At 69.9% G+C, this 12,654-nt stretch carries 14 protein-coding genes; 6 read left to right on the forward strand and 8 right to left on the reverse strand.

What is annotated here, in order from left to right; translation table 11 throughout:
• Positions 1 to 2 precede the first annotated feature (2 nt).
• Positions 3 to 308 (reverse strand): hypothetical protein, encoded by a 306-nt coding sequence (locus ACYVD5_RS24220; protein WP_461003441.1) that lies wholly within the window; start codon positions 306 to 308, stop codon positions 3 to 5.
• A gap of 93 nt (positions 309 to 401) precedes the next feature.
• Positions 402 to 1,376 carry a conjugal transfer protein gene (locus tag ACYVD5_RS24225; protein WP_461003442.1) on the reverse strand — a complete coding sequence of 325 codons (975 nt, stop codon included), beginning with the start codon at positions 1,374 to 1,376 and terminating at the stop codon, positions 402 to 404.
• Positions 1,377 to 2,020: 644 nt separating this feature from the next.
• Here ACYVD5_RS24225 and ACYVD5_RS24230 point away from each other — a divergent pair.
• Entirely contained in the window at positions 2,021 to 2,899 is an 879-nt protein-coding gene (locus ACYVD5_RS24230; protein WP_461003443.1) for a helix-turn-helix domain-containing protein, read from the forward strand.
• Positions 2,892 to 3,281 carry a VOC family protein gene (locus ACYVD5_RS24235; RefSeq protein ID WP_461003444.1) on the forward strand — a complete coding sequence of 130 codons (390 nt, stop codon included), beginning with the start codon at positions 2,892 to 2,894 and terminating at the stop codon, positions 3,279 to 3,281. The genes ACYVD5_RS24230 and ACYVD5_RS24235 overlap by 8 nt, the downstream gene beginning before the upstream one ends.
• 182 nt (positions 3,282 to 3,463) lie before the next feature.
• Here ACYVD5_RS24235 and ACYVD5_RS24240 read toward each other — a convergent pair whose 3' ends face one another.
• Together ACYVD5_RS24240 and ACYVD5_RS24245 are read right to left on the reverse strand one after the other, a co-directional pair.
• The gene (locus ACYVD5_RS24240) at positions 3,464 to 5,014 is read right to left on the reverse strand and encodes a carboxyl transferase domain-containing protein (RefSeq protein ID WP_461003445.1); all 1,551 of its coding nucleotides are present in this window, start codon (positions 5,012 to 5,014) and stop codon (positions 3,464 to 3,466) included.
• Positions 5,015 to 5,169: 155 nt separating this feature from the next.
• A complete protein-coding gene (locus ACYVD5_RS24245; protein ID WP_461003446.1) occupies positions 5,170 to 6,513 on the reverse strand; it encodes an SLC13 family permease in 1,344 nt (447 codons plus the stop codon).
• A 158-nt stretch (positions 6,514 to 6,671) separates the two neighbouring features.
• Here ACYVD5_RS24245 and ACYVD5_RS24250 point away from each other — a divergent pair, with 158 nt between their 5' ends.
• Positions 6,672 to 7,367, forward strand: a complete 696-nt coding sequence (locus ACYVD5_RS24250; RefSeq protein WP_461003447.1) for a FadR/GntR family transcriptional regulator — start codon at positions 6,672 to 6,674, stop codon at positions 7,365 to 7,367.
• Between the two features lie 199 nt (positions 7,368 to 7,566).
• Here ACYVD5_RS24250 and ACYVD5_RS24255 read toward each other — a convergent pair whose 3' ends face one another.
• Positions 7,567 to 7,908 carry a PIN domain-containing protein gene (locus ACYVD5_RS24255; protein ID WP_461003448.1) on the reverse strand — a complete coding sequence of 114 codons (342 nt, stop codon included), beginning with the start codon at positions 7,906 to 7,908 and terminating at the stop codon, positions 7,567 to 7,569.
• 27 nt (positions 7,909 to 7,935) lie between these two features.
• The gene (locus ACYVD5_RS24260) at positions 7,936 to 8,574 is read right to left on the reverse strand and encodes a dihydrofolate reductase family protein (protein ID WP_461003449.1); all 639 of its coding nucleotides are present in this window, start codon (positions 8,572 to 8,574) and stop codon (positions 7,936 to 7,938) included.
• A 241-nt stretch (positions 8,575 to 8,815) separates the two neighbouring features.
• On the opposite strand from ACYVD5_RS24260, the gene ACYVD5_RS24265 reads away from it, so the two are divergent.
• Positions 8,816 to 9,070, forward strand: coding sequence for a hypothetical protein (locus tag ACYVD5_RS24265; protein ID WP_461003450.1), 255 nt, complete (start codon positions 8,816 to 8,818; stop codon positions 9,068 to 9,070).
• Positions 9,071 to 9,133: 63 nt separating this feature from the next.
• Here the strand turns inward: ACYVD5_RS24265 and ACYVD5_RS24270 are convergent, their stop codons facing one another.
• A complete protein-coding gene (locus tag ACYVD5_RS24270) occupies positions 9,134 to 9,541 on the reverse strand; it encodes a Rid family hydrolase (RefSeq protein ID WP_461003451.1) in 408 nt (135 codons plus the stop codon).
• Positions 9,542 to 9,879: 338 nt separating this feature from the next.
• Here ACYVD5_RS24270 and ACYVD5_RS24275 point away from each other — a divergent pair, with 338 nt between their 5' ends.
• Positions 9,880 to 10,236: an iron chaperone gene (locus ACYVD5_RS24275; RefSeq protein ID WP_461003452.1), complete on the forward strand. Its 357-nt coding sequence runs from the start codon at positions 9,880 to 9,882 to the stop codon at positions 10,234 to 10,236.
• Positions 10,237 to 10,280: 44 nt separating this feature from the next.
• Here ACYVD5_RS24275 and ychF read toward each other — a convergent pair whose 3' ends face one another.
• A complete protein-coding gene (gene ychF / locus ACYVD5_RS24280) occupies positions 10,281 to 11,375 on the reverse strand; it encodes a redox-regulated ATPase YchF (protein ID WP_461003453.1) in 1,095 nt (364 codons plus the stop codon).
• 314 nt (positions 11,376 to 11,689) lie between these two features.
• Between ychF and ACYVD5_RS24285 the strand changes: the two genes are divergently transcribed.
• Positions 11,690 to 12,622 carry an FkbM family methyltransferase gene (locus ACYVD5_RS24285; protein WP_461003454.1) on the forward strand — a complete coding sequence of 311 codons (933 nt, stop codon included), beginning with the start codon at positions 11,690 to 11,692 and terminating at the stop codon, positions 12,620 to 12,622.
• Positions 12,623 to 12,654 lie beyond the last annotated feature (32 nt).

Below are 12,654 nucleotides of genomic sequence, written 5' to 3' on the forward strand. Positions count from 1 at the left end.
TCCTACTCGGTCGACACGCCCATCGCCTGGGCGATGGCCCGCGCGGTCACCTCGATGATCCCCGGCACGTAGAACACGATCCCGATGAAGATCGCCAGAATGATGAACTGGGCGAACCGGGTGATCTCCCTGGTGAACAGGAAGAAGATGGCGACGATCGAGACGATCACCAGGAACAGGGGTCCGAAGAACCCGCGCAGGAACTCGGCGAGCCCGGCGGTGTCCGGGGCGTCCTCGGTCGCTGCGAGGGCGAGGGGTCCCGCGATCTCGACGGCCGCATGGGTGAGACCCGTGAGCAGGGGGTGCATTTCAGTCGCCGTCCCCTCGTGTCTCACATCTGTGCTGCATGGTTGCGTGTCTCCTCGGCTCTGCGGCCCTGCGGGGGGTGGTCGTTATCGCGGTTACTCGCCGAACGACTGCGGGGCTCCTTGGATGTCTCGGACATACCAGTTCTCGCCGTCCTTGACGACGGTGAGTTCGTAGCTCTGGGTGAGTTCGGCGGATTCGTTCCCGTTCTGCCCGGCAGGCAGCCACTGCACCTCGGCCGTGACCTTCCGGCCTCCATTGTCACCCGAACCGCCGACCGGAACGGAGATGTCCACAAGCTCGTCGAACTCCAACGAGTCGGCGGGCAGCCGCTCGATGCGGGCACCGGGTTCGACGAACTCGGAGAGGTAGTCGGTGTCCTCGGCGTAGGCGGTGAAGAAGTTCTGCAGGCGGGGCTGCAGTTCGTCGCGGGCCGCGGTGTCGGTCTCGGCGGATTCGGGCTCGGGGAGCTCGGCCCGTCCCGGCGCGGCGAGCAGGGCCGGCGGCCCCGAGACCACGAAGTTGTCGGCGCCGGCAGCATAGACGGGAACGTCCAGGCTCATCGCGGACCCGTTGACATCGGCGCTGAGGGTGACGACCGCGTTGTGGTCGTCGCGGACGTCGACGCCGACCACGCCGATGTTCTCGCCGGCAAGGGATGCGCCCTCGGCGGCGAAGGAGGCTGCGCGGCCTTCGGGGACGAAGGCGGCGATGGCGTTGGCGCGTTCCTCGCCCTGCATCCCGGAAGTATTCAGGTAGGCGCCTGCGAAGCGCGCGGCGAAGCCCGCTGCGGAGGTCTCGGGGAAGGCGGGTTCCTCGGCGGTGGGCCGGTCCTCTTCGGCCGAGGGCTGGGCCAATCCGTCGCGCAGGGGCTGCCAGATGCCGTTGAAGATGACGACGATGATGAACGCCCAGAGGAAGGCGCGGCCGACCCAGAGCCACCAACGCCCGCCGGCACCGGCGCGCGGGCGCCGGCTGCGCCGCTGGGGCTCGTCGTACCCGTAGAGGCCGTCCGCCTCGGCGGAGTCCTCAGCGGGTCCGCCGCGCCGCGCGGTCGGCTTGCGAGCCATCACGCCTCCCCATCCCGTCGTAGGCACAGCCCAACGGCCGGCTTCGTCGAAGCCATGTCTACCCCACACCTATGGTGCGCCATTGTTCCGCATCTCCGCCGCCAATACTCCTCCGTGTTTCGTGCCCGATCGCACGGTATAGCCCCGGGCAGCACTCATGATCAACGACGTTCGGCGCATGCCGGGGCAATACCAGCAAAACCCAGGAAACAGACAGGGTCAACGTGCCGGTTGCGGGCGGACCGGAAAGGAAGGTAGCGCTGCCCAGGAAGGTTTCTGTGGCGTTTACGCCTCTAGAGAAGCCGCCGAACACGCCGGGCATGTACTTTCACCTGCATGTTTACCGTGGTATTCGGCAGTGGCCGCGCACCGCGGCGATCGTGAAAGCAGCTGCGAAGCCGCGGCCGGCGACCCGGCCTTCACCTGCTGTTCGCATCCGGTTCGCATAAGACACCACCACAAAGCCGTGAACTGGAAATACTACGCGCTGTATAGAAAAGGTCCGGTAACCGGTCACGCCAGGCCAGACCTAAATGCAGTCCGAAACGGCCTGCGCGCCGGTGGCGGACGCGCGTTCCCCGCGAAGGCCGGACGCGGCCGGCGGCACCCGTGACCGGTCCGGTGGCAGTGGGAGGATTCCGAGTGTGAGCGAGACCGAGACCGCTGGGCGTCCGCCCAGGTCGCCCGCGCTGCGGGGGATCGTCGACCGATTCTGGTACGTATCAGCACCGGACCGGTACGGAATCGAAACCAAGCTGCCCACCCCGACCGCGCAGCTCGTGGTCAACCTCGACGCGCCCCGGCTGAGCACCCGTACTTGCGGCAGCGGCCCGGCGGGCACTGCCACCGCAGGGGCCGTGGGTCTCTCCCCGATCGCGGCAGGTGCGGTCGTGCTCGACCGAAGCGAACAGCGCCGCACCGCAGGAGTGGTGATCCGCCCGGAGGCCGTCGGCGCGCTTGCCGGGATCCCCGCCCACGCACTCGGCCCCCTCACCGGATTGGACATCCTGTGGGGCTCCGGCGCCGAACGGCTCCAGGCGGCCGCCGGATCGGGCGCAACCGGCGAAGCTGCGCTGGACCGGCTGGAGACCGCCCTGGTGGACATGGTCGGCGGCCGGGCCGCGGCCGACCCTTGCTGCCGTGCCGCTATCGCACACCTGCGGGCCGGCGCGTCGGTGCGCGGAACGGCCGACCGAATCGGTGTGAGCCAATCCACGTTGAACCGCCGCTTCCGCGCGGCGACGGGGCTGACCGCGAAGCGCTGCCAGCGGCTGCTCCGCCTGGACACCGCCGTGCGCCTGGCGGCGGCCGAACCAGAGCCGGACTGGCCCGGTCTCGCGCTCGCGGCGGGCTTCTACGACCAGGCGCACCTAGTGCACGAGTTCGCCGACCTCGCCGGAATCAGCCCCACGCGCTGGCATCGCGCGGCGTCCGCGGATCCGTTCCACGTCCGGCTGCCTGCCGCCGACGATTTCCTACAAGACGCGCGGCCGCGCAGGCACGATCATCGATCCCATGAGTGACGACGGCAACGACCGGATGTTTTCGACCGTGACCCCGTACCTGCGCTATCCGGACGGGGACGCCGCGGCGGCCTGGCTCAGGCGGGTCTTCGGTTTCGGCCCCGCCGAAGCGGCCAGGGACGGAAACGGCCGGTGGTACGAGGGGCACATCGCGGCCGGGCCCGTCCGGATCGCGATCAGCGACAAGGGCGGCGCGGACACCGACGGCGGCGCCTACCTGATCATCGGCGTGCGCGATGCTGACGAGATGTACCGCAGGATCCGTGCCGCCGGGGTCGAGACCGACCCTCCGGTGGACAAGCCGTACGGTCCGCGCAGCGTCTCCACCACCGACCCGTGGGGCAACACCTGGGACTTCTGGCAGGGCGAAGCGAAGATGTGAAGGCCCGGGGCGGTGACGGGTGTCGGGGCCCGGGCCCCGACACACCCCCCGCAAGGCGCGGAGTTCACCGTCGGCCGGTTCACGCCGCCGGAGCCGGCGCAGCAACGGCGGGCTCCGCTGCAGGCGCATGTTGCAGCGCAGCCGGCCGGTCGACCGCCGCCCGGTATCCCCGCCGAGCCCGGTTACGGCAGGCCCAGCCGCCGGTAGCGGGTCCGCCGCTCGGCGGTCCGGGTCGCGGGGTCGGCGGCGGCCAGCAGCGCGAGTTCGCGGTTCAGCACCGCACCCAGACGCAGGCAGAACGCTGCGGGTTCGTCGGCGGCATCGTCGCGTTCGGGAACGACCACGTCGACGACGCCGTTCGCCCGCAGGTCGGCGGCGCGGACCCCCTGGTGGGCGGCCAGGTCGGGGGCGCGGCTCACGGTGCGGTGCACGATGGAGCTGGCTCCCTCGGGCGACAGCGGCGAGAGCCAGGCGTGCTGCGCGGCGACGACCCGGTCGGCGGGGGTCAGGGCGAGCGCTCCGCCGCCGCTGCCCTGGCCGAGCAGCACGGCCAGAGTCGGCGTTTCCAGTGTCACCAACTCCGCCAGGCAGCGGGCGATCTGCCCGGCGATGCCGCGTTCCTCGGCGTCCTGGGACAGTTCGGCGCCCGGCGTGTCGATGACGGTGGCCAGCGGCAGGCGCAGTTCGCGGGCGATGCGCATGCCCCGCCGCGCTTCGCGCAGCGCGGCCGGGCCGAGCGGATGTTCGGCGGTCTGGCGGTGCCGGTCCTGGCCGAGCACGACGCAGGGGGTGTCTCCGAAGCGGGCCAGAGCCAGCAGCAGCCCCGGGTCGGATTCGCCGTCGCCGGTGCCGTTGATCTCCACCACGTCCCCGGCGGTGCGGCTCAGCAGTTCGCGGACGCCGGGGCGGTCGCCGCGGCGGGAACGGGTGATGGACTCCCAGGCGGGCACCTCGGCCGGATCCGCGGCGTCGGCAGTGTCGGCCTCAGCACAGCCGACGGCCTCCGGCGCCGCGTCCGGCTCCGGCGGGTGCCCGTTCGGCGGGGCGAGCAGGACGCCGAGCACCCGGTCGGCGAACTCCGCGATGGCGGCGGGCTCCAGCACCGTGTCGATCACGCCCCGGCCGGCGAGGTTCTCGGCCGTCTGCACCCCCTCGGGGAAAGGGCGGTCGTGCAGTGCCTCGTACACGCGCGGCCCGAGGAATCCGATCAGGGCGCCCGGCTCGGCCATGGTCAGGTGCCCTTGGGAACCCCACGATGCGAGCACGCCCCCCGTGGTGGGATGCCGCAGGTAGACGAGGTAGGGCAGGCCGGCGCGCTTGTGCTCGGCGATCGCCGCGGAGATCTTCACCATGGACAGGAACGCCAGCGTGCCCTCCTGCATGCGGGTGCCGCCGGATGCGGGCGCGGCGATCAGGGGCAGCCCTGCGGCGGTGGCGCGCTCGACGGCGGCGACCAACCGCTCGGCCGCGGCGACCCCGATCGAGCCGGCCAGGAATCGGAACTCGCAGGCCATGACGGCGACCCGCCGGCCGCGCAGCAGCCCTTCGCCGGTGAGCACGGACTCGTCGCAGCCGCTGCGCTCGCGTGCCGCGGCGAGTTCGGCGGCGTAGTCGGGATCGGGGCGCACGTCGACGGGTTCGGTGTCCCAGGAGCGGAAACTCCCCTGGTCGAGCACGGCGTTGCACAGGCCGCGTGCGCCCAGCCGTCGGGCCTTCTCCCTCGTGTACGCCACGGCTGCCTCCCCTAGTGGTGTCCTAGTGGACTAGCCAATAGGCCAATACGGCGCATGTCAAGGCCCGGGGTGCCCGCTGCGGACACCCCGGGCCTTGCAGTCTTGAACCGGTGAGGCGCCGGTCTACGGAGCCCGGTCGGCGCCGGGTGCGGACCTCACAACCAGCCCGGCACGACCAGCACCGCCCAGGCCAGCAGCGGACCGAGCACCACCACGATCCCGCTGTAGACGAGGATCTGGCGGTAGAAGCGGTCCGGATCGATGCCGGTGGCATTGGCGAGCACCAGCGCGCCGTTCGTGGAGAACGGGCTGACGTCCACGATCGTCGAGGCGACGGCGAGCGCGGTGATCACGCCGACCACGCCGATCTCGCCTTCGAGCAGGAACGGCACCGCCAGCGGGATGGTGGCTCCCAGGATCGCCGTGGAGGACGCGAACGCCGACACGACGCCGCCGATGTAGCAGAGCAGCACCGCAACCAGCATCGGCGCCGCCAGGCTCGCGGCGGCGTTGCCGACGTAGTCGATGGTGCCGGCCTCCTCCATGACCCCGACGAAGGTCAGCATCCCGGTAATGAGCAGCACGGTGGACCAGCTGATCTGGCCGATGGCGCCCTTCTGCGCCTTGGGCGAGATCAGCGCGAGGACCACCGTCACGGTGATGGCGACGAAGCCCACGTCGATCCCGAATCCCAGCGCGAGCACGCCCAGGACGACGAGCCCGAGGAGCGTGGCTATCTGGTCGAACCGGATGCCCGCGGCCGCCTGCTTTTCATCCTGGCCGGGAGAATCGGCGGAGTCGCCGCCCGCCGGCGCGGCCGCGGACCCGCCGGTCCCGGTGTCTCCGCCGGCGCCCGCGCCGACGGTTGCGGTCTCGAAGTCGCGGGCGTGCACGCCGATCAGCCGGTGCCCGCCCAGCACGACGAACAGCACCGCGGAGATGGCCAGGTTGAACAGCAGGCTGCCGAAGAACAGCGTGAGCGGGGCCAGGGTCAGCCCGCTGTCGGCGACGACGCCGTTCACGGTGACCCCGTAGACGCTCGCCGGAGAGAATCCGCCGCCCTGCGCGCCGTGGATCACCATCATGCCCATGAGCAGCGGGCTGATCCGGTACTTGGCAGCGAAGCCCAGTGCGATGGGCGCGATGATGGCGACTGCGGCCGGGCTGACCGCGCCCACCGCGGTGAGCAGCGCGCTGACGGCGAACATGATCCACGGGATGGCGATCACGTACCCGCCGACCAACCGCACCGCCCCTCTCACCAGCAGGTCGATGGTGCCGTTGTTCTTGGCGATGGCGAACAGGTAGGTGACACCGACCAGGGTCAAGAACAGGTCTGCCGGGAACCCGGCGAGGATGGTGTCGGTATCCATGGCGAGGGCGAAGGTGCCGACCAGGAACGCGGCCACGAACGCGAGCGCACCGATGTTGACCGGGAGAGCGGTGGCGATCACGAACATCGCCACAAGGACGAGGATCGTCAGTAACTGTGGAGACACGGTGAACCGATCAGGGAAGGGGTTGATGAGACTGGACGGGTGGTTTGGGGGGTTGTGGTGCGAATCACCTGGAACAGTGGCCTAGCCAATAGGTCAGTTATCCTTCTGTCAAGGCCTACGGCCGATGTCCTGTCCCCGGGAGCTTCCCGAAGGAAAACATGAGGTCCAGACCGCAGCCGCGCCCCCTCGCCCGCCCACGGCTGTACGAGCAACTCGTCAAGCGGCTGTGCGAGTACATCCGCGAGGCGGAGTTGGGCCCGGGCGACAAGCTCCCCTCCGAACGCGAGTTCGCCGCCGCGCTGGGCGTCAGCCGGGTGTCGCTCGGCCAGGCGCTGGTGGCGCTGGAGGTCCAAGGCATCATCGAGGTCCGGCACGGCGACGGTGCCGTGGTCCGCTACAGCCCGTCCGACGAGGAGGTGCTGCGGGTCCTGCGCGACCGCGACAACCGGCGTACCGAGATCATCGACGCACGTCAGGCGCTTGAGGTCAAATTGGCCGAACTTGCAGCCGTCCGGCGCAGCGATTCCGACATCGCCGAGATCGACGCCGCTCTGGCCGCGATGCGCACCGAGGTCGTCTCCGGCGAGCGCGGCGCCACCGGCGACGAACGCTTCCACGCCGCCGTCACCCGGGCCGCGCGGTCGGGGCTACTGGCCCGGATGATGGACGAGATCTCGCCGATGATCCTGCAGACACGGATGGAGTCGCTGTCCCAGCCCGAGCGACCGCGGGCGTCCCTGGCCGGTCACGAGCGCATCGCCGCGGCGATCCGGGCGGGCGACCCCAAGGAGGCGGCCGAGGCGATGCGCGCCCACCTGGAGATGGTCTCCGACGTCGCGTTCCTGCGCGAGTGACGCTGCGGGCAACGGGCTGCACGCTCAACCCCGGCGGTTCCCGGCGATGATCATGCTGCAATGCCCGTCTTAGCTTTGATATTTGGGTATTTCTGCAGGGTCGGTGCGTCGCCCGCCCCCGCCGCGGCCTAGCTAGGCGCCATGGCTGGAACCGTAGTGCAACGCCGGCGTCACCGCCCAGGCCCATCGGGGCCCGAGGTCAGGAAGCCCAAGGGTCGACCAGCTCGACTCCGGTGGCGACGAAGTCCTTCGCGTTGCGGGTCGCGCACATGGCCCCGTGCACCCGGCAGATCGCCGCGATCTGGGCATCTGCCATGCGGATCGGCAGTCCGGCCCTTTCACGCGCGACGAGGACGTCGCCATACTGCTCGGAGCCGAGCAGGTTGATGCCGCGCTGGGGCCCTATCGGGAGACCAGCGCGATCCTTGCGTTCGACGGCAACGCGGCCCCTTAGTCGGTCGAAACCGGTTGGCCGCAGCCCCGGAAGCGCGGCTTGCGCGCCACCGGGGCCCGGCAAGCAGGGCGGCTCCTCGGCGCTCATGCCGCCTCGCGAAGGTTGCCGGCGCGCTCAGCGGTTCCTGTTCCACAGTTGATGCGTCAGGCCGCTGGAGGTACCGATGGATTCAACGGTGAATCGCTCTTCCAAACCGGCCAGGTGGTCCCATATACGGACACCGGCGCCTAGCACGACCGGGACGATCGAAAGGTGCAGAAAGTCGACGAGGTCGGCTTGGAGGAACGCGCGCACGGACGATGGCCCGCCACCGATCCGCACATCCAACCCGCCGGCTGCACCTTGCGCCAAGCGAAGCGCCTCCTCCGGCGCTGCATCCACAAAGTGGAAGCTGGTGCCGTTGGCGAACTCGAGGGTTTCGCGGGGATAATGGGTCAGCACGAAGACAGGGGTGCGGAACGGTGGCGCGTCTCCCCACCATCCCTGCCAGCCGTCGTCCGGCCAGTCGCCCTGCTGCGGTCCGAATTTGCGGCGCCCCATGATCTCGGCTCCGATGCCCTGGCCCCACATGCTGAACAGGGCATGATCCGCGGTGACCGGACCGTCAATGCCTTGAATACCGTGGATGACGCGTCCGTCGAACTTGCTGAAGAGTGCCGCGGCTCCGCCGATCGGTTTCTCGAACGTCACGTAATCGCCTGCGGCATATCCGTCCGAAGAGACGAAAAGATTGTGGACTCGTGTGCGCGGCATCAAGACCTGCCTATTGTTGAGTGATTCCCAGTCGCCGATGCATCTGGCGGGTCCCCGGGTAGCGGTGCCGCCGATACCGCGCGCGTCTCCGCACAGGTCCGCGCCATCGTTTCGCCACCTGCCCCGATTTGCTCGACCGCATGCGCAGCGAGCGTTTCCCCCGGCACGTCTCGGCGTCCACAGGACGCTACTCCAACCCGACCGCACGGGCGACCGCGGGCGGTGGCGGCGGTCGGTCCGCATGGAGCACGCCAAGCAGTTCCGCCGATTGCTCGCCATGGACAAGGACGGCGGGACGGCGGAATCAGGCCCGGTTCCGCGGTGCCATGGCGCGCAGCGCGAGCGCTGCGAGCGAAGCGCGCTCGGGCACGGGCAGATCCTCGACCCCACCGGCCGCTTGCGCCGCGCACAGGAGCGCGATGCCGATGTGGGGCCGACGGGTGCCCTTCGCAAGGATGCCGCAAGCCTCGGCCTCCATCGAGCGGCCGTGCTCTAGCGCGACCACAGGTTGAACCGGAACTCCACGACGTTCCGGCACAGAGCAATGTCTTCTGCGGCCTCAGTCGACAACCGCGGCGACAGCCTCGACCTCCACGAGTTGGTCGTCGTATCCGAGGACGGTCACGCCCATCAGCGTGCTCGGCACGTCGTGGGTGCCGAACGCATCGCGCACGACCCCCCAGGCCGACACGAGGTCGGCCCGCGCGGACGATGCCACGAGTACGCGCGTACTGATGACGTCGCCGAGCGTGGCGCCGGCAGCCGCCAGCGCATGGGTCATGGTCTCCACACATGCCGCCGCTTGTCCGGCGTAGTCTCCGACCGCGACCGTCGCGCCGTTCTCGTCCAAGGGGCACGATCCCGCCAGGAAGATCAATCGGGCATCCTTCGGCGCGGTAGCCGCGTAGGCATACTCGGCGACATCGGAGAGCTTCTCAGAACGGATCAACTGCACAGAACCCGGCATGGCGCGAGCCTACAGTCTCGACACGACCAGATCGCCGGCCGGAAAGTGGTTCCTGCTTCAGCACATCACGCGGCCATCGTGCGCGCCGCCGGCACACACGATGGCCGGGACGTCGCCGGAGCGGAACCCGGCCACGGTGCATTGCGCGCTCCGGAATCGGCTCCGATCCGGCAATCTATACAGTGAACCTGAATACCACCGAGCTCCAGCACGGAGAATCGGCTGCGTACCCGGGCCCGGCCAGCCGCACCGGTCGCGTCCGCCTGCCCCGGACTCACCTACGGGGACCGGCGACCGGACGCTGCCAGAGCTTCCACACCTGAGAGGAAGGCAGAGACATGGCGACCATCGCCGACCATGACTCCTACATCGCCGCTGCGCCGGAGGCGTTCCGCCCGGTTCTCGACCACCTCCGGGACCTCCTGCGCAGGGCTCTCCCGGATGCAGAGGAGATGACGGCGTACAGCATGCCGGGCTTCAGGATCGGTGGCACGGTCGTTGCGAGCTACGCGGCGTTCAGCAAGCAGGTCGGGCTGTACTTTCCCGCCCCTGCGATTTCGGCTCATGCCGAAGAGATCGCAGCGGCGGGCCTGAAAGCGAGCAAGACCGGCGTCACCTTCCCACCGCGCAAGCCGGTCCCGGATGATCTCGTGATAAGGCTCGCACGGGCATCACGCGAGCACGCTGACGGCTGAGGCGCGTTGCCCCGGATCCGCGCGGCTCCGGCGCTACGAGACCGCTACACGTTGAAGCGGAATTCCACCACGTCGCCGTCGTGCATCACGTAGTCCTTGCCCTCCATGCGCACCTTCCCCGCGGCCTTGGCGGCCTGGTGCGAGCCCGCCTCGATGAGGTCGGTGAACGAGACGACCTCGGCCTTGATGAATCCGCGCTGGAAGTCGCTGTGGATGGCGCCGGCGGCCTCGGGGGCCGTGTCGCCCTTGCGGATGGTCCAGGCGCGGGCCTCCTTGGGCCCGGCGGTGAGGTAGGTCTGCAGGCCGAGGGTGGCGAACCCGACCCGGGCGAGCTGGGCCAGGCCGGATTCGGTCTGGCCCATGGACTCCAGCAGCTCGGCCGCTTCGTCCTCGTCGAGCTCGGCCAGTTCGGCCTCGATCTTGGCGTCCAGGAAGATCGCTTCGGACGGCGCGACCAGCTCCGACATCTTGGCGCGCAGCGCCGGGTCGGACAGCTCTTCGGTGTCGAGGTTGAACACGTAGATGAACGGCTTGACGGTGAGCAGGTTCAGCTCGCGCAGCCGCGACACGTCGATGCCGGCCGGGGCCGCCCCCACCGACAGTCCGACGCCTTCGTCCAGCACCCGGCGGGCCTCCTGCGCGGAGGCCAGCACCTCTTGGGCGGTTTTGTCCTTGGCGTTGCGCTTGGCGTCCTTCTCCAACCGCGGCAGAGCCTTGTCCAGGGTCTGCAGATCGGCCAGAATCAACTCGGTGTTGATGGTCTCGATGTCGCGCGAAGGCCCGATGTCGCCGTCGACGTGGGTAACGTCGGGGTCCTCGAAGACCCGGATGACCTGGCAGATCGCATCGCTCTCGCGGATGTTGGCCAGGAACTGGTTGCCGAGGCCCTCGCCCTCGGAGGCACCGCGCACGATGCCGGCGATATCCACGAAGTCGACCGTAGCCGGGATCACCTTGGCCGAAGAGTGCATCTCGGCCAGCGTGGCAAGCCTGGAGTCGGGCACCCCGACGACACCCACATTGGGCTCAATGGTGGCGAACGGGTAGTTCGCCGCCAGGGCTTCGTTCTTGGTCAGTGCGTTGAACAGCGTGGACTTGCCGACGTTGGGCAGGCCGACGATCCCGATTGACAGACTCACGGGGACCGAGTCTAAGGGCTTGCGGGGGGCGGACTCGCCGTCCGGCGCGGACGCGGACTTTTCATGGCACGCACACCATCTTTGGATGAAATGCCCTGCGGGCCGCACCGATTCCGAGTAAGTTCATGTGCAACCGGTCACGTATGCGCGAGTGCACGCCGAGGGTACGCACCGGGCGCGCAAGCAGGGGGATTCCGGTCGGCCGCTGGGGGGCGGCCGACCCGTCCGCGCCGCGGTCGCCACGGTTGAGTAGCGGAGTGCCTGCGGGCCGCAGCCGAGGCAGGAATGGGGGACCTTCCGTGGTACACGGCCAAATGCGCGCCTTCGTCCACCGTTATCCGGCGGTGCGCTACGCCACACGACAGATCAGGATCCGGCTGCCGCAGCGCCTGGGCGGCCTGGACCCCGCGCACGTGCCGCCGCGGGTGCGCAGATTCGACCTGGCGCTGCCCCGCCGGCCCGGAGCGCGCGGTTCCGGCCCCTCCTCGCTCGCGGTCACCGCTCCCGGCGACTACCGGGTGCCGCGGCGGCTGCACTACGGCGGCCTGGCCGCCTACGAACCCGAAACCGTTTCCTGCTTCTTGGCCGCGCTGGAGTACGCCCGCCCGGGGGCGGTGCTCGACGTCGGCGCCAATACCGGCCTGTACGCCGCCCTGGCGGCGGCCCGCAGCCAGCGGCGGGTCTACGCGTTCGAACCCGAACCCCGGCTCGCCGACACCGCCCAGGACCTCGCCCTCGACAACGGGCTCGCCTTCGAGGTCGTGCGGCTTGCGCTGAGCAACCACAGCGGCACAGCGGCGCTGCGGCTCTCGCCCAGCGCCGACACCGCCACCTCACTGACCGCCGACCCCCGCTCCCAGCTCGGCCGGACCCCCGTGGCGGTCGAGACCCTCTCGCACTGGCGCGAGCGCGCCTGCGCGGCGCCCTCGATCCTCAAGCTCGACACCGAGGGCACCGAACCCGACATCATCGCCGGCGGCCTTGAGGTGCTGCGCCGCTTCCGGCCGTGGATCTTCTGCGAGGTGCGGCCCGACCACGGGGTGGCGGAGCGCCTGATGGCACTGCTGGAGCCCTTCGGCTACTGCTGGTACCACCTGTGCGGCGAACCGCCCTACCCGCTGCGCGCGGTGATCATGGGCCGCGGCCCCGACCCGGTGCAGCGCATGTGGCTGTTCGCGCCGCAGCCGGTGCCCGAGCCCGTCTGGCGCAGCGCCCGGTCCTTGTATCGGGCGCTGGGCGCCGGCTGAGGCCCCGGCACCGGACACCGGCACCGCCTGCG

The sequence above is a fragment of the Streptomonospora sediminis genome (assembly GCF_054778995.1).